At 60.9% G+C, this 20301-nt stretch carries 18 protein-coding genes; 8 read left to right on the top strand and 10 right to left on the bottom strand.

Features of this window, described 5'->3' with window-relative positions; genetic code table 11:
- Positions 1–145 precede the first annotated feature (145 nt).
- Complete coding sequence (locus QEN71_RS11225) at positions 146–1072, bottom strand: LysR family transcriptional regulator (RefSeq protein WP_201652693.1); 927 nt, start codon at positions 1070–1072, stop codon at positions 146–148.
- Positions 1073–1371: 299 nt separating this feature from the next.
- Between QEN71_RS11225 and QEN71_RS11220 the strand changes: the two genes are divergently transcribed.
- The 5 genes from QEN71_RS11220 (at position 1372) to QEN71_RS11200 (ending at position 6547) form a co-directional block, all read left to right on the top strand.
- Entirely contained in the window at positions 1372–2703 is a 1332-nt protein-coding gene (locus QEN71_RS11220) for a flavin-containing monooxygenase (protein ID WP_201652696.1), read from the top strand.
- 65 nt (positions 2704–2768) lie between these two features.
- Complete coding sequence (locus QEN71_RS11215; RefSeq protein WP_201652699.1) at positions 2769–3203, top strand: RidA family protein; 435 nt, start codon at positions 2769–2771, stop codon at positions 3201–3203.
- Positions 3204–3213: 10 nt separating this feature from the next.
- Complete coding sequence (locus tag QEN71_RS11210; protein ID WP_201652702.1) at positions 3214–3891, top strand: DUF1028 domain-containing protein; 678 nt, start codon at positions 3214–3216, stop codon at positions 3889–3891.
- Positions 3884–5053: an acetylornithine deacetylase gene (gene argE / locus QEN71_RS11205; protein ID WP_201652705.1), complete on the top strand. Its 1170-nt coding sequence runs from the start codon at positions 3884–3886 to the stop codon at positions 5051–5053. Before QEN71_RS11210 ends, argE begins: the two co-directional genes overlap by 8 nt.
- Before the next feature lie 78 nt (positions 5054–5131).
- Entirely contained in the window at positions 5132–6547 is a 1416-nt protein-coding gene (locus QEN71_RS11200; protein WP_201652708.1) for a purine-cytosine permease family protein, read from the top strand.
- Positions 6548–6572: 25 nt separating this feature from the next.
- Here QEN71_RS11200 and QEN71_RS11195 read toward each other — a convergent pair whose 3' ends face one another.
- Positions 6573–9857 carry an adenylate/guanylate cyclase domain-containing protein gene (locus tag QEN71_RS11195; protein ID WP_233471960.1) on the bottom strand — a complete coding sequence of 1095 codons (3285 nt, stop codon included), beginning with the start codon at positions 9855–9857 and terminating at the stop codon, positions 6573–6575.
- A gap of 167 nt (positions 9858–10024) precedes the next feature.
- Here QEN71_RS11195 and QEN71_RS11190 point away from each other — a divergent pair, with 167 nt between their 5' ends.
- Positions 10025–10513, top strand: coding sequence for a cache domain-containing protein (locus tag QEN71_RS11190; RefSeq protein WP_201652714.1), 489 nt, complete (start codon positions 10025–10027; stop codon positions 10511–10513).
- Between the two features lie 109 nt (positions 10514–10622).
- Positions 10623–11405, top strand: a complete 783-nt coding sequence (locus QEN71_RS11185) for an inositol monophosphatase family protein (RefSeq protein ID WP_201652716.1) — start codon at positions 10623–10625, stop codon at positions 11403–11405.
- Positions 11406–11513: 108 nt separating this feature from the next.
- Here the strand turns inward: QEN71_RS11185 and bfr are convergent, their stop codons facing one another.
- The 7 genes from bfr to QEN71_RS11150 all read right to left on the bottom strand — a co-directional run bounded on the left by bfr (position 11514) and on the right by QEN71_RS11150 (position 17633).
- Positions 11514–11990: a bacterioferritin gene (gene bfr, locus QEN71_RS11180; protein ID WP_201652718.1), complete on the bottom strand. Its 477-nt coding sequence runs from the start codon at positions 11988–11990 to the stop codon at positions 11514–11516.
- A gap of 455 nt (positions 11991–12445) precedes the next feature.
- On the bottom strand, positions 12446–13270 hold the full coding sequence (locus QEN71_RS11175) for an alpha/beta fold hydrolase (RefSeq protein WP_201652905.1): 825 nt from the start codon (positions 13268–13270) through the stop codon (positions 12446–12448).
- Positions 13271–13474: 204 nt separating this feature from the next.
- A complete protein-coding gene (locus tag QEN71_RS11170; RefSeq protein WP_201652721.1) occupies positions 13475–14308 on the bottom strand; it encodes a class I SAM-dependent methyltransferase in 834 nt (277 codons plus the stop codon).
- 278 nt (positions 14309–14586) lie between these two features.
- Positions 14587–15699, bottom strand: coding sequence for an NHL repeat-containing protein (locus QEN71_RS11165; RefSeq protein ID WP_201652724.1), 1113 nt, complete (start codon positions 15697–15699; stop codon positions 14587–14589).
- A gap of 571 nt (positions 15700–16270) precedes the next feature.
- Complete coding sequence (locus tag QEN71_RS11160) at positions 16271–16759, bottom strand: RDD family protein (protein WP_201652727.1); 489 nt, start codon at positions 16757–16759, stop codon at positions 16271–16273.
- Complete coding sequence (locus QEN71_RS11155) at positions 16731–17369, bottom strand: NUDIX hydrolase (protein WP_201652730.1); 639 nt, start codon at positions 17367–17369, stop codon at positions 16731–16733. Before QEN71_RS11155 ends, QEN71_RS11160 begins: the two co-directional genes overlap by 29 nt.
- Before the next feature lie 54 nt (positions 17370–17423).
- A complete protein-coding gene (locus QEN71_RS11150; RefSeq protein WP_201652733.1) occupies positions 17424–17633 on the bottom strand; it encodes a hypothetical protein in 210 nt (69 codons plus the stop codon).
- 526 nt (positions 17634–18159) lie between these two features.
- On the opposite strand from QEN71_RS11150, the gene QEN71_RS11145 reads away from it, so the two are divergent.
- Complete coding sequence (locus QEN71_RS11145) at positions 18160–18531, top strand: Uma2 family endonuclease (RefSeq protein ID WP_233471961.1); 372 nt, start codon at positions 18160–18162, stop codon at positions 18529–18531.
- Positions 18532–18646: 115 nt separating this feature from the next.
- Here QEN71_RS11145 and QEN71_RS11140 read toward each other — a convergent pair whose 3' ends face one another.
- Positions 18647–20143, bottom strand: a complete 1497-nt coding sequence (locus QEN71_RS11140) for a CoA-acylating methylmalonate-semialdehyde dehydrogenase (RefSeq protein WP_201652736.1) — start codon at positions 20141–20143, stop codon at positions 18647–18649.
- Positions 20144–20301: the final 158 nt, after the last annotated feature.

Raw genomic sequence — 20301 nt, 5'->3', positions numbered from 1 at the left:
GCGCTCGACATGGACATCAATCTATCAAGCCAAATTCCCAGTCAAAATATTGTTTTCGGATACAAAGCAGAGGTTTTGGCTATGCAGCGAACTTGCTGCTGCCAATGGCTCGTGTCGCGCGATATATGCGTGTTCGAAAGCGCGATCAGGTGTCCAGATGCAGCCGCCGGATATAGGTTTCGCAGAACGACGCAAAGCGCTGCACCACTTGCCGCGGGCGCATCGTGCGCGATTGCGCGATGCCGAGCGTCGTCGCGTTGACGTTGTCCTTGAAGCGCTTGACGACGAAGTCTGCGCCGTCGACGGTGCGGTTCGACTTGAGCGGAAAGTTGAGGATGCTGTAGCCGAGGCCGTTGGCCACCATGCCTCGCACCACTTCCGGCTGCGACGAGCGGAACGCCGGCACGGGCCGTGTGCCCACGGCGTCGAACAGGGCGGCGAAATATTCGCGGCTGTGCGGCAAATCCAGCATCACATAAGGCTCGTGCGACAGATCGGCGAGCGACACCTTGCGTGCGCGTGCAAGGCGATGAGACGTCGGCAGGATCACATAGGGCGGCAAGGACAGCAGCGGCGTGAAGGCGATGTCCTCGGTGAGGTCGAGGCTATAGGTCAGGACTATGTCGAGCGAACCGTCGTGCAGACCGCGCAGCAGCCCGTCCTGATGCGCTTCGACGGTGCGGAACGAAATGCCCGCATATTCGCTGGCGAAGCGGCTGATGAGGCGCGGCATCAAAGGCGGCGCGAGCGAAACGAGGCACCCGAGCGCGATCGAACCCGTCATGCCGCCATCCATTTCCTTCGCGGACATCTGCAATTCTTCCGCGATTTTCAGGAGATTGCGCGCCTGTCCCAGCAGATCGCGGCCCGCCTGGGTGAGCGACAGGCCGCTCGCGTGATGCCGAATGAAAAGCTGCACGCCGAACGACGATTCGAGGTCAGCCAGCGCCGTGGAGATCGACGGTTGCGAGATGTGCAGGCGCTTCGCGGCGGCCGTGAACGACAGCGCTTCGGCCGTGACGACGAAGTAACGCAGCTGGCGAAGCGAGTAACGCAGGGGATGGTTTTCCATCGTCGATGCTCCAGATTCGGACCACAGTAGGCACTTCTTTATGCAGATGAGTGTGCATAGCAATGAGCACTGCAATGAGCACTGCAATGCGCACCATTGTGAGGCGGTCAAAAAGCCTTGCATAGGTAAATCCGATGCCATGCATTTTTTAAATATATTTTTCGGATTCGGACGGCGCGCGTAGATTCCGCATCAGGACAGCTGATTCACGGTGCAGTGCACCTATCGATATGCGCTTCGCTCTTCAGGTGCGAAGGCATGACGGCTCGGATCGAACCGCCTTTGAGAAGGACTTGGACATGGCAGTGAAAACAACGTCAATCGACACGCTCGTGGTCGGCGCCGGTCAGGCCGGCGTCGCGATGAGCGAACACCTGAGCACGATCGGCGTGCCGCATATCGTGCTCGAACGCGCGCGCATCGCCGAGCGGTGGCGCACGGGGCGCTGGGATTCCCTCGTCGCCAATGGCCCCGCGTGGCACGATCGCTTCCCCAATCGCGAGTTCGCGGAAGTCAGCCCCGACGGCTTCGCGTCGAAAGATCAGGTCGCGGATTACTTCGTCGAGTACGCAAAGCAATTCGATGCGCCGATTCGCACGGGCGTCGAAGTAAAGAAAGTGGTGCGCAATGCGGGTCGTCAGGGCTTTACGGTTGAAACATCGGACGGCGTGTTCGAGGCGAGCCGCGTCGTCGTCGCGACGGGCCCGTTCCAGCGTCCGCTGATTCCCGCCGTCGCGCCGAAGTCGGACCGTCTCACGCAGATTCATTCCGCCGACTATCACAACCCGCAGCAGTTGCCGGAAGGCAGCGTGCTGGTGATCGGTGCGGGTTCGTCAGGCGTGCAGATCGCGGATGAACTGCAGCGCGCGGGACGCCAGGTGTATCTGTCCGTCGGTCCGCACGACCGGCCGCCGCGCGCCTATCGCGGCCGCGACTTCTGCTGGTGGCTCGGCGTGCTCGGCGAATGGGATGCCGAAGTGATGCGGCCGGGCAAGGAGCACGTGACCATTGCCGTGAGCGGCGCGCGTGGCGGCCATACCGTCGACTTCCGCCGTCTCGCGCATCAGGGCGTGACGCTCGTCGGCTTGACGAAATCATTCGAAGGCGACGTCGTGAAGTTCGATGCGGATCTCGCGGACAACGTCGCGCGCGGCGACGAGAACTATCTGTCGCTGCTGGATGCCGCCGACGCCTACGCCCAGCGCAATGGGCTCGATCTTCCGGAAGAGCCGGAAGCACGCGTGATTCCCGCTGATCCCGAATGTCTGCTCAATCCGCTGCTGAAACTCGATCTGGTCGAGGCGGGCGTGACGTCGATCATCTGGGCAACCGGCTATGCCGTCGATTTCGGCTGGCTGCAAGTCGATGCATTCGACGACAAGGGCAAGCCGAAACATCAGCGCGGCGTATCGAAAGAGCCGGGCATCTATTTTCTCGGCTTACCGTGGCTGTCGCGGCGAGGTTCCGCGTTCATCTGGGGCGTCTGGCACGACGCGAAACATATCGCCGATCACATCGCGACGCAGCGCAAATATCTCGCTTATTACGACGCGCCGAAACGCGACGCCGAAGCGCAGCGCAAGCCCGCCGGTTCGCCCGTTCAGAAAGTCAGCGAAATGGACTTGAGCTGAGCCGTTCACGAAGACGGTCACAAAGCCAAGCGCATTTTTCTTTTATTCGTTTCAAGGTGCATTCAATGAGCCAACCTACGCATACCCGCATCCGCATGTTCAACACGAAGGACACGTATCCGAACCAGTCGCTCGACAACGACCTCTGTCAGGCCGTGCGCGCCGGCAATACGATCTATGTGCGCGGCCAGGTGGGGACCGATTTCGACGGGCGTCTGGTGGGACTCGGCGATCCGCGCGCGCAGGCCGAGCAGGCGATGAAGAACGTCAAGGCGCTGCTGGAAGAAGCGGGCAGCGATCTCTCGCATATCGTCAAGACGACGACCTTTCTGACGGACGTGCGTTATCGCGAGCCCGTGTATCAGGAAGTCGGCAAATGGCTCAAGGGCGTGTTCCCGATTTCGACGGGCCTCGTCGTCACGGCGTTGGGCCAGCCGCAATGGCTGATGGAGATCGACGTGATCGCGGTCATTCCGGACGGATGGACGCCGCAGGCGTGAGGAGCACGACATGACTTTCTCTATCGTCGGACGTTGCGCGCAAACGGGACAGTTCGGTATCGCGATCAGTTCTTCGAGCATCGCGGTCGGCGCCCGTTGTCCGTGGCTGCGCGCTGGAGTGGGTGCAGTGGCGACGCAAAACGTGACGCTGCCCGCGCTCGGTCCGCAGATTCTCGATCTGCTGGAGAGCGCGCAACTCGAACCCGCTGCCGCGCTGGATCGTGCGCTCGGTGCCAACGCGTGGAGCGAGTACCGGCAGGTGACGGTGATCGATGCGCGCGGTCGCACGGCGTTCTTCAGCGGCAAGGAAGCGCTCGGCACGTATCACGCGGTGGCGGGCACGCAGTGCGTTGCAGCGGGCAACATGCTCGCGGACAAGGGCGTGATCGAAGCGATGGTGCCCGCGTTCGAAAACGCGGAGGGCCTGCTCGCCGATCGCCTGCTGGCGGCGATGCATGCGGCGATGGACGCGGGCGGCGAAGCGGGGCCCGTGCATTCGGCGGCGTTGAAGATTGTCGGCGATCTGAGCTGGCCGATCGTCGACTTGCGCGTCGACTGGGCCGACGCTGATCCCATTGGGCAGGTGGACCGTTTGTGGCAGGCGTACAAGCCGCAAATGCAGGACTACGTGACGCGTGCGCTCGATCCGACGGCCGCCCCGAGCTACGGAGTGCCGGGCGATGAATGAGATGTCGAGCCGCGCGCTGCTCGAGCGGCTGATCGCGTTTCCCACGGTCAGCCGCGACTCCAATCTGGAGATGATCGATTTCATCCGTCACACGCTCGGCGATCTCGGCGTTCGCAGCGAACTGTTCTACAACGCCGATCGCACGAAGGCGAACCTGTTCGCGACCATCGGCCCCGATCGGGCGGGCGGCATCGTCCTGTCGGGACATACCGACGTCGTGCCCGTCGACGGTCAGCCGTGGACAGTCGAGCCGTTTCGTCTGAGCGAGCGCGAAGGCCGGCTGTATGGGCGCGGCACGGCCGACATGAAAGGCTTCATCGCGTCGGTGCTGGCGAGCGTGCCCGCGTTTCTCGAGCGTGATCTGAAGGTGCCCGTGCATCTTGCGTTCTCGTACGACGAGGAAGTGGGATGTCTGGGCGTGCGGCCGATGCTCGCGGAACTGGCGCAGCGTCCGCACAAGCCCGCGTTGTGTCTGATCGGCGAACCGACGGAACTGAAGCCGGTGCTCGGCCACAAAGGCAAGCTCGCGATGCGCTGCCAGGTCAGGGGCGCGCCGTGTCACTCGGCGTACGCGCCGTATGGCGTCAACGCGATTCAGTATGCGGCGCGCCTGATCAATCGGCTCGAAGAGATCGGCGAACAGCTATCGACGCCCGAGCATCACGATGAACGATTCGATCCGCCGTATTCGACCGTGCAGACGGGCGTGATCAAAGGCGGACGCGCACTGAACATCGTGCCTGCCGAATGCGAATTCGACTTCGAAGTGCGCGCGCTGCCGGGTTACGACGCGACGCACGTCGCCGACGAACTGCACGACTATGCGCAGACGCATTTGCTTCCGAAGATGCGTGCGGTGAACGACGGGACGGATATCCGCTTCGAGCCACTGTCGGCGTATCCGGGACTCGCGACGCCGCCCGACAGCGATGCGGCGCGACTGCTCGCGCGGCTGTGCGGCTCGAATGAGTTCGGCACGGTGGCGTTCGGCACCGAGGGCGGACTGTTCCATCAGGCGGGCATTCCCGCCGTGGTCTGCGGACCCGGCAGCATGGATCAGGGACACAAGCCGGACGAATTCGTGACGGTCGCGCAAATCGCCGGATGCGATGCGATGTTGGCGCGACTGGCGGATTACCTGTCGGCCTCATCCCGTTCGTGATCTGAAAACACGTGCGCCCGGGTCATGCCCGAGCCGTCATGAAATGCAGCACGGCTGCGCAAGACAGGAGACAGCATCGTGGCTACCACGGAGCGTAAAGCATCCCAATTGATCGAGAAACACACGATTGGCTACGTGCCACCCGAGGATCGTCACGGCAAGGTCCGCGATCTCTTCACCCTCTGGTTCGGCGGCAATATCGCACCGTTGCCGATCGTCACGGGCGCGCTCGGCGTGCAACTTTTCCACCTCAATCTGCTGTGGGGAATCGTTGCTATCGTGGTGGGGCAGGCGGTTGGCGGCGTGCTGATGGCGCTGCATTCCGCGCAAGGCCCGCAGATGGGCATTCCGCAGATGATCCAGAGCCGCGCTCAATTCGGCTCGTGGGGTGCGTTGCTCGTCACGGTGATCGCTGGCGTGATGTACGTCGGCTTCTTCGCTTCGAATATCGTGCTGGCGGGGAAATCGCTGCATGGCATCGAGTCGTCCGTGTCCGTACCGACGGGGATCGTGGTCGGTGCGCTGGGGTCGGGGCTGATCGGCATCATCGGTTATCGCTTCATCCACATTCTGAATCGCATCGGAACGTGGGTGCTCGGCATCGGTATCTTCATCGGCTTCGGCTATATCCTGACGCACGTCTCGACTGCCGACTTCCTGACGCGTGGCGGCTTCAACGTGGCCGGCTGGCTCGCGACGGTCTCGCTGTCCGCGCTCTGGCAAATCGCGTTTGCGCCATACGTGTCCGACTATTCGCGCTATCTGCCCGAAAACGTCAGCGTTGCATCGACATTCTGGGCCACGTATCTGGGCTGCACGATCGGCTCGACGCTCGCGTTCGTGTTCGGTGCGGTCGCAGTGCTGGCCGTGCCGCCCGGCGTCGATGCGATGGATGCCGTCAAGCAGGCGACGGGGCCGCTCGGTCTGCCGATGCTCGTGCTCTTCCTGCTCAGCGTCATCAGCCACAACGCGTTGAATCTCTACGGCGCGGTGCTCGCATCGATCACGTCGGTGCAGACCTTCGCGTATCGCTGGATTCCGACGGCGAAGACGCGCGCTGTGTTCTCGTTCGTGATTCTGGCTGCATGCTGTTATGCCGCGATCGGCGCATCGACGAACTTCGTGGGCAATCTGGTCGATCTCGTGCTGGCGCTGCTGGTCGTGCTCGTGCCGTGGACGGCGATCAATCTGATCGACTTCTACGTGATTCACAAAGGGAAGTACGACATCGAATCGATCTTCCAGGCGGACGGCGGCCTCTACGGACGTTTCAATCCGCAGGCGCTCATCGCGTACGCAGTGGGTATTGCCGTGCAGATTCCGTTCATGAACACGCCGATGTATGCCGGTCCCGTGCCCGGCTATCTGGACGGCGCCGATCTCTCATGGGTGATCGGCCTGGTTCTGACTTCGCCTCTTTACTACTGGCTGGCGACGCGGGATTCGACGTATCGGCGACGCTTGAATTCAGGCATGCGCGCGACGGTGCGATAAGCTTTAAACCGTGTCGCGGGTCGGCTCAGGCAAGCGCTTCGTCGATAGCATGCAAGAAGCCGTTGAATCCGGCATCGGCGACGGCTGCACGCACGCGTTCGAGTTCGCCGCGAGCATCGCCGGACGCCGGATCGAGTTGCATGGCGGCCAGTGCGCGTCCACGCGCTGCAAACAGTTGCGCCCACGGCAGCGGCTCCGCTTGCGTGTAGCGTTCCAGCGCTTCGACATAGCGCAACACGCCAGCGGCATCGCGGACCCATAACATCGCTTCGATTGCATCGCGGTAAAACCAGAGATGGTTGTGCCCGACGGCGCCACGGCGCAGCAGTTCCGCGCCCTCGTCGAGCAGTTGCAAGCGTGCGGCGTCGTCATCGACAGCGCGGCTCAGCGCGCTCAGCGCCTTCGGTGCGCTAAATTGCATGCCGACTTCGCGGCATAGTTCGAGCGCGGCCCGCAACGTCCGCGCGGCTTCTGTCCGTTGTCCGCTGTCGAGCAGCAGGCGCCCCTCGATCTCCATGTTCTGCGCCTCGAAGCGGCGCGCACCGAGTTGCCGGATCAGCCGCCGTTCCTGTTCGAGATGCACGCGTGTCGCTTCGATGTCGCCCATTTCGTAGCACGCGAAAGCGCCGAGCGTTTCGCACAACATCTGCGCACGTGGCTGCCCGACGAGCGCGGCTTCGCGCGACGCATCGACGGCATCGTCACGCGCCTCTCGCGCCTCGTTGAGGTAGATGCGGCTGAAGCCCTTCATCGAACGGTTGGCCACTTCGATGCGGCCAAATCCGTGCTCGCGGCTCAGCGCCACGCAACGGCTGAAGTATTCGAACGCGGAGCGCATGCGGCCTTGCGCGTAGGCCGCATCCGCAAGGCCGCCTAGCGCGCGTGCTTCCGCTTCCGGCAGCCCCAGACGACGGGCATGTACGAGCCCGCGCTCATGCTCGACCCGGCAATCGTCGATGCGGCCGAGCGGAAAGAGTATGTTGCCGCGCAGATGATGCAGACGCGCCAGTTCGTTGGTGTGGTTCTCGCGTTCGGCCGTCTTCTGTGCGGCGTCCAGCAGCGCGAGCGCTTCTGTCAGGCCTTCGTTGACGCGCAGTCCCTCCGCGAGCCCGAGTTGCGCAATGCACAGGGCCGTGTCGTCGGGCGCGATCGCGGCAGCATCGCGGTAGGTTGCAATCGATGCCTCGATGTCGCCCAGGTCGCGCTGCAACTCTCCCTTGAAGCAGGTCAGCGCGTGCCGGTCGATGGGTGTCTGTGCAATCTCCAGTCCGCGATTAACGAGTTGCAGCGCCGACTCCGTGAAACGGGCCGTGCGCTGCGCCATCGCAGCGACGAGGCAGGCGTGCGGGGCACGCTCGTCTTCCGCCCGATCCAGATGTTGCGCGTGAAGCACGGCATCGCTGTCGGCAAACCATTCAGCGGCTCGCCTGTGCAGTTCGCGCCGCCGCGTGCGCAGCAGCGTCGAATAGGCGCTCTCCTGGATCAGTGCATGAGCGAACAAAAAGTCTTCGCCTTCCGGTAGCACGAGCGCATTTTCGACCAGCCTTTCACAGCTATAGTCGGGCTCGTCGACAAGATGCCTCAACATCGCCACGGCAAAGCGCTGGCCAATCACGGACGCCGCCTGAAACGCGAGCCGGTCGCGCGGCGCGAGCCGGTCCATGCGCGCGAGCACGAGGCTCTGGATCGACGCGGGCACCGCCTCGCTGCTGCCTTCCTCAGCGTTGTGCAAGAGTTGTTCGAGGAACAGCGGGTTGCCGTCCGCCCGTTCTATGCAGGCGAGCGCTACGCGCTGTGTCGCATCGATGAAATTGCCTGCCAGGGTCAGCGCTTCGTCGCGCCGCAGCGGACCGAGATCGATCGTCGCGAGCGGCGTGTCGCGCAGACGCACGCGCCACGCAGCATCGAGCGGATCGCCTTCGGCTCGCGAGGTCAGCACCAGCAGCCCGGCGCCGCTCGCCACACCTGACGCGAACGCCGCGAGATAGCCGAGCACCTGCACATCGGCCCAATGCAGGTCTTCGACCAGCAACATGACGGACCCGCGCCGGCACGCATCGGCCGTCAGCGCCGCCACGACTGCCTGCTTGCCGCGCTTGCGCGCCGTATGATCCATCGCGTCATGGAGGGTGCGCCATTCTCCCGTTTGCGGCAGGTCGAGCAGGTCGTGCAGAAACACGCGTTCCTCGTTGCTGATGACGCGTTCAGCCACCAGGCGTTCGGCGGCTTCGAGTCGCTCGTCGATCACGGACGCCGCTGACAGGCCGAGCAGGCTGTCGATGATCGCGCGCACGGGGTCTTGTCCCTTGCCGACGCCGAAGTCGAGCACGAGCCCCCGATGCACCGCAAAACCCTGCGCCTGTGCGAAGACGCGCATCTCGTTGACGAGACGCGTCTTGCCGATGCCCGCATCGCCGCGCACATACACGACGTGGCCCGCGCGTTGTTCGAGACAGGTTCGGGCGATGCCGTGGAACTGTTCCAGTTCGGCCTTCCGTCCGACAAACTGGCTGCGGCTCGCGCGGCCTGGCTCACGCGCGACGCTGCACAATCTCCAGACGCGCACGGGCGCGGTGATGCCTTTGAAGTGCATCTCGCCCAACGATTCGCACGTGGCGTTTTCGCCCAGCGCTCGCTGTACGCCATCGGACAGCAATGTCTGCCCCGCAGTCGCCGCCGCGACGAGGCGTGCTGCCAGGTTCACGGAATCGCCATGCACCGTATAGTCGAGCGCATCGGCCCGACCGACGGCGCCCGCTACCACCTCGCCGCTCGCAATGCCGATATGCGCCTGCAACGGGTGCGCGCTTTTCGCGCTGAGTTGCGCGAGCGCATCGTGGATATCGAGCGCAGCGCGGGCGGCACGCAGCGGATCGGTCTCATGGGCGCGCGGCGCACCGAACAGTGCCATCACTGCGTCGCCGATGTGTTTGTCGACCGTGCCGCCATAGGCGAGCAGGATGCCATCGACCAGCGATATGAAGCGGCCGATCACCTCGCGCAACTCTTCGGGATCGAGCGTTTGGGAAAGCGCCGTGTAACCGCATAGATCGGCGAACAGAATGGTGACCTGTCTGCGATCGTCGACGGGCGATGCGACTGGTCCCACTGGCTTTGCGCTCGACGTCGAAGTGGTTCGTTCGGCGATCGCCGCCAGCAGGCGCTTGCGATGTCCTAGCGACTGGACGCCGAGTTCCTTCAGATCCGCGTCGGTCAGCTCGGGCAGCATCGCAAGCTCGATGTCGTTATCCGCGAACGCCCGCGCGTATTGATCGAGGCCAAGTCCGCCCAGCCATTGTTCGATATCCATCGTCATCGCCGGAAGCCCAGGAGCCGTTTCTTCGCTGTTCCGATTCGTAGTGTAGGCGCATGGCCCATGCGATGCGGGAAAACGAGTCTGACCGGGCAGCGCCTCGTGCACTAGTCTTCGTGCATGGAAAGCGGATGCGTTACGCTTCGCACGCAGGAGACAGCGCTATGAAAGGCAATCTTCTCTTTACCGGCATCATGCTGCTGGCGGGATTGGCGGGCGCCGCGTCGCCTGTTTTTTCTCAGGTATCGCCTCCGTCGTCCGAGATATCCAAGCAGACGGTCGCGCTGGTCGACCAGGCCGCGGCATTAATCGATAGCAAAGGAAAAGCCGCATTTGCCGGGTTTAGAATCAAAGGCAGCGAGTGGTTCCACGGCGACACATATCTGTTCGTTTACGATCTGAAGGCAAATGTGTTGCTGAATCCTGCCTTTCCCGCCCGCGAGGGGAGCAACGTCAGCGGTCAGAAAGATACGAACGGCAAGGCCTTTCACGACGCCATGATTCAGACGGCTGAAACGAAGGGGACGGGCTGGGTCGACTACATGTTTCTGAGGCCGGGGCAGACCGAGCCTTCGCATAAGTGGACTTATGTGAAGGCGGTTACGATCGACGGCGTTCCAGGTCTGGTCGGCTCGGGCTTTTATTCGCAGTAGCTTCGCGCCAGCGATCAGAGATCTTGACGCCTGCGGACTTGCCCCTAAACTGCACGCTTGTCCGTGAGCGCTATCGAGGCGCCCGCATCACATCCAAAGAGTTCGAACAATGAACGACATGCAAGAGCAACTGCGCTATCTCACGGCCTGCGCGGTTGCGCGTGAGGCCGGTGCACTCATCCGCAAGCGCTTCCTGGAGCGGGACGATACGCTTGCGCTTCAGTTCAAGGGGCCGCAGGACTATCTCACCGAAACGGACGGCGAGGCAGAGCGCCTGATCGCGCAACGACTGGCCGCGACGTTCCCGGACGATGGTTTCTTCGGAGAAGAGGGCGGCGGCGCATACGGTCCGCGCGCCTGGGTCGTCGATCCCATCGACGGGACGTCGGAGTTCGCGCGCGGCGTGCCGTACTTCTGTCTGTCGATTGCCTTTCTGCTCGATGGCCAGGCGCACATCGGCGTGCTCTACGACCCGATGCGCGACGAACTATTCGCGGCCTGTCGTGGCCGCGGCGCGACGCTGAACGGTCAGCCGATCAAGGTGAGCACGATCGACGATGTCGCACGGTCGGCCGTGGAACTGGGCTGGTCCTCGCGCGTGCCCTACGAGCGCTATGCGACCGTACACGGCCGTCTGCATGCGCTGGGTGCGGGTGTGAAGCGACGCGGCTCGGGCGCGCTCGGTCTCGCGTATGTAGCGATGGGGCGGCAGGATGCCTACTGCGAATTGCACATCAACGCGTGGGACGCCGCTGCGGCCGTGCTGATCGTGGCGGAGGCGGGCGGCTGGGTCAACGACTTCCTCACGCCGGAGTGTCTCGCGCACGGCAATTGCGTGATCGCCTGCACGCCCGCGTTGCGCGCGGCACTCGAGGAAGCCATGGACGCCTGAGCGCACCTCACGGCGCCGCAACACTCTCCCGACACACATTCGTTTTGTCACTGCTGCCAAAGACTGCTGCGAACAGGTTTCTGCATGCGCATCGAGCCTAATCGGTATTCATTCCGGCGAACCCATCGCCGATTGCTGGTAGTTCTGGATTCCGACCTTATCGATCAACGCGATCTGAATCTCCAGCCAGTCGATATGATCTTCCGTGTCATCGAGAATGTCGGAGAAGATCATTCTCGATACGTAGTCATTCACCGATTCGCAATAAGCGATCGCCTCCTTGCAATGCGCCTGCGCGGACTGTTCGAGCTTGAGGTCACATTGCAGCACCTCGAGCGTGTCTTCGCCAACGAGCAGCTTCGCGAGATCCTGCAAATTGGGTAAGCCGTCGAGCATGAAGATGCGCTCGATCAGCTTGTCGGCGTGCTTCATTTCCTCGATCGACTCGTCGTATTCGTGTTTGCCGAGTGCTTCGAGGCCCCAGTGCTTGTAGAGGCGTGCGTGCAGAAAGTACTGATTGATCGCCGTCAGTTCGTACTTCAGTTCGGCGTTCAGATATTCAATGACTTTTGGATCGGCTTGCATGGCAGCTCCCGTCGTTCCGCAAACTCTCATACAGAATAGGCGGTTGATTCGAGCGGGGCGGTAATGAGATCCGAAATCATTCTCTCTCGATTCCCTGGCGACCGGCGGCTCGGGCTCGGTCAAAGCTCGATCGCTTACCCCTAAGCAAGGGAAGGGTGTTTCCCATAGCGACAGCACAATGTAATCGTTAGTCTTTCTCGTGCCGTTCGAGTTGACGTGTCAGAGACGTATCAAGAATGAACAGCTTTTATATAACAACTGCAGTCATTGTCTGCGTGTCAATTCTCTACGTTTTGTGTAACGAGAAGGGATTTCGTGAGGAGCGCGAGCGCGCTCGCCCGCAAGACGACAAACGAAAGGCCCAACTCGCAAGACAAGAGCCAGCGCAATCGACGGGGCAAACAGCTGCTGATGGGAGACCGCTGCCCGATGCCGCGTCGACGCGCGTGCCCCCTTCAGCCTGATACCGACTCACGCAACGGCTCGGCTTCCGCGATATGCCGCACGATAGCCGCGTTGACTTCATCGGCGTGCGTGACCGGCCCCATATGTCCTGCACCCTCGATCACCGCCAGCCGCGCGGCCGGTATCAGCATCGGCAGCCGTTCGGCGATTGCGCGCGTTGGAACAGGTGCGTGCTGGCCGCGCAGGATCAGTGCGGGCACACGCAGATCGGCATACGCATGGGTGGGCGTACGCTCCTCGATCAATGCGCGGAAGTCGAGTGGCGCCTTCGGAGCCCAGCGTGTGAGTGCGGCCTGTATGGAGGGCCGCAGTGCGTCCCATGAGCCCGGACCGCCCCAGTAATCGACGAAAGAAGCCGCCGCGCCCCGATAGTCGCCACAACTGACGCCGTCGGCCGTACGCTTCGATATCGCCACGATCTCTGCGAGCGCATGCGCGCCATACGAGCCCATCGTCTTGAGCAGATGAAACGCCGACGGCTCGTATAACGTCAGACTTGCGATACGCTTTGGCCGCTCGAGCGCGGCGTGCAACGCAACGCCGCCGCCATACGAATGACCGACGAGATGGACCTTGCCGCTCGATGCGTCGATGATGCCGACCGTCCTCGCGGCCTCGTCAGCGAGTGTGAATGCGCGCTCGCCGCTCCACGGGCCCGTGCTTTCGCAGCCATAGTGCTCGGGTGCGACCAGGACGTGGCGCGAGCCGAGTACTTCGCTGAGCTTTCGCCATTGCGCGGCTCCCGAGCCAGAGCAATGCAATGCGATGACGGGCGTTGCAGATGAGAAGGCTTGCGATGCGGCAGTGCTATTCATATCGTTCATGGACTTTGTCGATCGATCGCGGATTGGCGTGAATGCCGTTCGCTTGCAGAGTCTGTGCCAATGTTGCAGCAAGCCTTTGCTGACAGGCTTTTTGAGTGTCTGCGGCGGTGTCGGTGGGGTGAAATGTCGGCGCGGAGACGACAGATCTATGGTTTGACGTTGGACACTGGCAAACACGTCGACAGGCTGATTCACTCACAGTCGTTCCACCACGACTTCGAGATACTCGCTCGGCAGGACAAGCGTCGCGTCGTTCGAGCGGTTTCCGTTCTCGATCAGTGTCATCAGATCGGTGAGGAATGCCGTCTGCCTTTCTCCTTCGAGTGCAGCAAACGCTTTGTTCATCGGCCCGTAATACGTGCGAAACACGTCGATGAAATGTGCCGGTGACCGATAACGGAACGTGAAATAGCGGCTCGTCGCGGTGATCTTTCGCGCGTTGCCTTCGAACAGTTCTTCCAGGCGTGCCTTTGTGCCCCAGAGTGCCGGCGACTTCACGCCTGGCAGCGGGGGAATGTACTTGCCGATCGTTTTGAACATCTGCCCGATGAAACTCTCCGGCGTCCAGTTGGCGAGGCCTATCCGACCGCCTGGCTTGCAGACACGAGCGAGTTCGGCAGCCGCTTTTTCCTGAGCGGGGGTGAACATGACGCCGAACGTCGACATCACGATGTCGAATGAAGCGTCCCCGAATGGAAGTGCTTCTGCGTCCGCCTCCTGGAACTGCACGGGGAGTCCTTCAGCCTGTGCACGCAGACGGCCCGAATCGAGTAGCGAAGCGACATAGTCAGTCGACGTGACGTCGCAATAGCGGCGCGCGGCGGCAAGCGTCGCATTGCCGTTGCCCGCGGCCACATCGAGAACGCGACTGCCGGCACGGACGTCGAGCGCTTCGCAGAGGCTCTCCCCGACGATCTGCAGAGTGGTGCCAACCACAGCGTAGTCGCCTGTCGACCAGGCTGCCTGTTGGCGAGTCTTGATGGCGGCGAAATCTGTATCGGGCGAAGCAGCGGAATAAGCGGCGGACATAAAGAACTCCAGGAAGACAGGGAAGTACAACGCAAATGCGCGGGTACTCATATCAGCACGCCGGCCGCATTCGAGGAATGACCAGGCGTCCAGATGTTCTGCGCAGAACGCCGGAACTGCTGGGCGGGCTTGCGCGGCTGCTTTATCTAAGCACCGATTTAACCGGAGTTTTGCAGCAGCATTTTCGGAAAGTCACACAGAAAAAGAGAAACGGGACCAGACGGTCCCGTTGAAATCAGGCTTGCGGCTTTCGGTTTGCCGAGGCGACATCTGCTCGACTACCGTCCCCTGTAGGTCAACGTCGCGGGGTCGCTGCGACGGAGGATCAGAAACCAGGGAGATATGAGCGCTCCGCCCGCTGCCACGAGAGGATCACAAACCTTCGTTTTCGTATCGCAGCGAAGAAGCTCGCCGCTCGTTTTAGGTGCGTTGCCCGATATGGGCACAAAGAGCTTACCGTCCGGTCCGAACAGGATGGCTTGCGCGAAGGCTCTTGGATCCCCCGTTTTCCAAAGCGGAATGGAATCGAGTAGACGGCCAGTTCGTCCATCCAGTTTCAGAATCCGGTCGACATCGTTGGCATCGCTGTTATCACGGAAGCTCGTAATCCAGAGATTCCCCTTGTCGTCGAACACCAGTCCCTCGGGTCGATGAAAGCCCGCGACGGTCCTGTTCGAAGCAAATACATCGACGAATTTCCGGGATTGCGGATTGAAGCGCAATACATAGGCAATCAGCGAGTCATCCGCATTCGTCGAAAGCGGGCAGCCTCTGGCGGACACATAGAGCAGTCCGTCAGGCCCGAAGACGACGCCACGCGGATAGAACGCCGCTCTGAAGCCGCGCCGGTCCAGGTTGCCGAGAAATGCACCTCGATGGTTGTACTCTTTTACGTCGCCTTGATTGGCACAGTCGTCGTCTCGAACGCCGAGATCTGCAATATAGAATCTGTCACCCGGGTCGCCCCGAACGATTCCCTGCGGAGCAAAAGGTGCCCCACGGTCTGTCGATGAAATGAGCTTGCCCAGAAACAGGCCCGTTGTAGCGTCAAAACGAAAAACCTCGCCATTGGGCTGATTCGTTCCCTGACTACTGTTCTCACTGACAACCAGCAATTCGCCATCAGTGAAAATCATCCCCATTATTCCGTTGAGGCCTTGATTCATGGCAAATACGCCGCGAACCTTTCCATTCGATGTATCGATCTGCTTGACTGTGTTGTCTCCAAGATCTCCGATGAAAAGCTCGTCTGCTTTGCAAACAGAACTAGCCATCAGTGTGCCGACGATAAGCGCCGCACCCGTAATCATCGAGCGCAGTGTCTTGAGTGTGGCCGCGTTGCGTTTTTCGCGTCGGCCCTCGCGGGAAATTGCGAAATAACCTGAGTTCATCGCCTGTCTCCATCGATGTTGTGCATTGTTCAGGGGTTGCCTGAAGCTGCCTGAAGTTGCCTGAAGCCCGTCAGTCATTCATTCAAACAGGAGCGGACAACAACGGTGGCGATACAGGAAGATCTCGCGATGTGGCTGTACGTAAAGACGTACAGAGAGTCGAATTGCGTGCAAGACGTTTGCACAAAGTCCTCGGATTCATGGCCAACTCCTTTCTTCGGTTCGTGTTAGCGACTGCCTTCGAGACGTCATGCCGGGATAGGAATGCCTGCACTGCACAGAGCTGTCAGCTCTCGGAACAAAACGACAAGCCATAGGTGGCCATGCTTGCTTGAGCAAGGCGCTATAGGTGATAGAGGGAGGGCTGCCGCCTGGTCGGCAGAGTGCTTCGACGTAGCGACGAGTACTTTTATCTGAATTGACTGCGTCGAGGCTCGCTTGAGCATAGACGGAACGCCGGCAAACGCAAGGCGTCCGGAAGCCGGACGTTATACCGGCTGATTATCAGCGGAAAGGGGAAATGCCGTAATGAAACGCTACAGGCGGACAGCTATGCCGCTTTGTCGCCCGGCTAGCTATTTCCAGCAATGACCACGGTATTCGCTATGCGATCATGCAAAGCCTGTTTCTTTTGATTGAAGAAGATCCATAAGAAGCCTGCGCCGAGCATGCCAAAGGTGAGCAAATAGCCGATTGTCCGTAAAACGGCTTGCTTGACGGTCATAGGCTGTCCGGAGTCTGCATCGACGATTCGAATATGAACCGCCCGCTTGCCGGGTGACGTGCCCCACGTTGCCCACATGATTCCGGTGATGAGTATCGGAATGCATTGACCGACGATAAGCCAGAAAACGATGGTCGAAGTAAAGGCATCTGGATTAGCGAGGATCTCGTCGGTTGGCGGACCGAGCGGAATAAACAAGACGACGACCGTCCACCATATCGAATCGATGAAGAGGGCACGGGCGCGCTGCGAATAGATTGTTTTTCTTGAGTCGAATGCCAGTCTTATTCTTGTGCAGCGATCGACGTCAGTCGAAATCGACCGCACCGCTGTCATGTAGTTCTGTTATCCGCCGAATCTGTTCGGGAAGCACGCGGCCGAGCGATAAGGGAGGAATGTCCTCAAGGGCAAAGAAACCGACGTTATCTGTTTCCGTGCCGCTGACCATTCCGGCTTTCTCGATAGCGCCTGAAAATACGATCTTCCAGATGTGGAAAGGGGAAACGGGGTGACCGTGTTTGTTCATGTCCCACACGGCCAGCAATCGCTCGATGCGTACCGTGTATCCGCTTTCCTCCTGAACCTCTTTCGCTGCATTTTCGGCGGGTGACAGACCTACGTCGGCCCAGCCGCCGGGAAGTGACCAGCGTCCGTCAGCAATCTCGCGAACAAGCAGTATTCGACCGGCTTCGTCGAAAACCGCACACCGCACGTCCAGTTTCGGATTGGCATAGCCCGATTCGAACTCGAACAGTTCGGCGACCTTGATCGTATCCAGTGACGCAGCTTCGGCAATCTGTCGATGAGCAATCTTCGCGATTTCGTCGTAGCGTTCCTTGTCGAAAGCGCTGGTCGCGTAGTGCAGTCCCGTCTGTGCCAGCGCAAGCAAGCGACGAGCTTGTTCAAGCCGTATTCGCGCCGCGTCGCTCGAGGTTGGTTCGGTCATTGGGCTCCCGATGTGTCCAGCATCACGCGCTCAAATGTGCGATTTCCACTCGCGTTACTGCGACGCTAGCGCATCGAGGCGAGCGCGGGCGGTTTCATCGGGATGCATGCAGTGATACGCATCGAAAAGCTGCGAGCAGATCTGCGCGAGATCCGCGAGATAAACCGCCTGGTCCGGGTATTCGACCTCTTTCGCATTGAGTATGTCGTCCAGCACGGGAGCGAGACGACGTAATCGCCGGAATGTCTCCAGATCTAGTTCCATATCAGTTCCTGTGGCCGCGCGAATCGTGGCTCATCCTGCTGACGGATTGTGCTGCTTCGCTCGCGCTACGTCCTTGCTGAAAATGTCCTTGCCGAAAGCCGCGGACAAGATAGCAATAGGTCCGCGCACTCGACACGCTAGCATTTCCATAAAACACGCGCAGAGAGGGGCTTTATCGCCTGCAGTTCGTACGACTCGCGCATTGCGCCTTCAGTTCCGGAAGATTTCGCAGCGCACAATCCGCTTGATCGAACGCGACATGACGCTTCTGGAGCGCTGCAATCCGCCTGGATTGTGCGCCGCACACAGATCAGATTGTTAAATTCGGGAGAAAGGGTATACGCTTACGCAACTTCCCTACTGGAGGCATTTGCTCGTGTCTACTCTCCTTGACCAGGACGGACTCGTTGCTACGTGGTGTCGAATCAACGGTGGCGCCGAACCGGATGGCCTCGCGTGCAGTGAGCTTGACGCTTCCGGCGAAACGGTGCCGCATCCTCATCCTTCGGCGCGTCGGCAGATTGTCATGACCGACATCTACTGCCAGATTGCCGAGCAGATTGGCCACGTCGCGGCCATGTCGGTCGCGGTGACGACGCGTTCGTTTGGCATCCGTGTGCCGGACGTCATCTGGATGTCACCGGAAAAGTGGGAAGGAATCGACCGTGAAAAAGGTCCTATTCCGTTTGTACCGGACCTGTGTGTCGAAGTGCTCCTCGACCGGGACGTTCCGCGAGATATCGAACACAGGGTGAGAGGTTATCTGGAAGGCGGCGCGCGCGAAGTCATTGTCGTCGGCCAGCGCGGCGAAGTGCAGTTCTATGGAGTCGACGGACTGCGGCAAGCCTCGGCGTTCGGAATAGTGCTTTCGCTTGAGCCGATGTACTTCGATGCTTAGCGTTTTCTTTTTACGGCGTCATGCCACCCGCTAAGCATAACGGGCGGATGGCCGCGCGATAGCCACCGCGTCGGCGAACACGGCTCCGTCCGCGTCCGCCGACATGCATCATGAATTACGCAGCTTTGCCGACAATGTCCTCCGGCCAATGCTGCATGACGCTCTTGTAGTGCGTGTAAAAGCGCACGGCTTCTTCGCCGTAAGCGTGATGATCGCCGAACAGCGACCGCTTCCAGCCGCCGAACGAATGCCACGCTGACGGCACCGGACTCGGCACGTTAATGCCCACCATCCCCACCTTGATCTGCCGGGAGAACGTGCGCGCCGCGTTGCCGTCGGAGGTGTAAAGCGACACGCAGTTTCCCAGCTCGTGCGCATTGACGAGCGCTATCGCACTCGCGAGATCGGGCACGCGGACAACCGAGAGGACCGGCCCGAAAATCTCTTCGCGATAGATGCGCATGTCAGGCTTCACGTCGTCGAACAGCGAACCGCCGAGAAAGAAGCCCTCTTCATGGCCGGTCACGGTATGTCCGCGACCGTCGACAAGCAGCCGTGCGCCCTCCGCGACACCCGCTTCGATATAACCCACCACCTTGTTGCGATGCGCGGCGCTGATGAGCGGCCCCATGTCCAGATTCGGCTCCATGCCGCTGCCGATCCTGAGCGAGCGCACGCGCGGCACGAGACGCTCGACCAGTTCGTCGCCGATATCGCCGACGGCCACCGCGACCGACGTCGCCATGCAGCGCTCGCCTGCGGAACCGTACGACGAGTTGATCAACGCATCGATTGTTCGGTCGAGATTGGCGTCGGGCATCACGACCAGATGGTTTTTCGCGCTGCCGAGAGCCTGCACGCGCTTGCCGTGCTTTGCGCTTTCTGTGTAGATGTATTCGGCAACGGGCGTCGAGGCGACAGCCGACATCGCCATCACATCGGGATGCGCCATCAGCGCATCGACGACGGCCTTGCTGCCATGCACGACGTTGAACACCCCTTTGGGAAAACCGGCTTCGATGAATAGCTCGGCAAGCCGTATCGAAGCGGATGGCGTGCGCTCCGAGGGCTTGAGGATGAACGTGTTGCCCGTCGCTGCCGCCATGACGAACATCCAGCACGGCACGACCACGGGGAAATTGAACGGCGTGACGCCCGCGGACACGCCAAGTGGCTGACGCAGATTCCATGCGTCCATGCCGATGCCGATCTGATCGGTGAAGTCGGTTTTAAGGAGGTCCGGAATGCCGCACGCGAATTCGACGATCTCGATACCGCGCAATACCTCGCCCTTCGAATCTTCAAACAGCTTGCCGTGATCGCGCGTAATGAGTTCGGCGATTTCATCGGAATGCTTTTCGAGCAGTTCTTTGAACTTGAACATCAGGCGCGCACGCTTCAGCGGTGGCGTCTCGCTCCATGCTGGAAACGCGGCTTTTGCAGCGGCGACGGCGGCGGCGACTTCATCCGCATTCGCGACGGGCACGCGTGCCGAGGGCCGGCCTTGCGCCGGATCGAATACGTCGGCGAACTGGCCGCTCGCGCCAGCGACGAGTCGACCGTCGATGAAATGATTTAGCTCGCGCACTGAGCTTCGATTTGCTTCGCTCATAACTTCTCCTATCGAGGATACGGGCGTTGCCCGTCCCAAGTCGTTTCCAGATTTCAGGCGTGGGTTGGTCGGCGTGGACGCCGATCGATCCACAAGTGGGATAGCCGGAAATATAGGAGATCGTCGCGGGTTTTTGACCCCCACATAGCGCACAAAAG

The organism is Paraburkholderia sabiae (genome assembly GCF_030412785.1).
In the GTDB taxonomy this organism is placed as follows: Bacteria; Pseudomonadota; Gammaproteobacteria; order Burkholderiales; family Burkholderiaceae; genus Paraburkholderia; species Paraburkholderia sabiae.
Note: the sequence above shows the minus strand (reverse complement) of the source record. Positions and strands in the feature narration are given on the sequence as shown.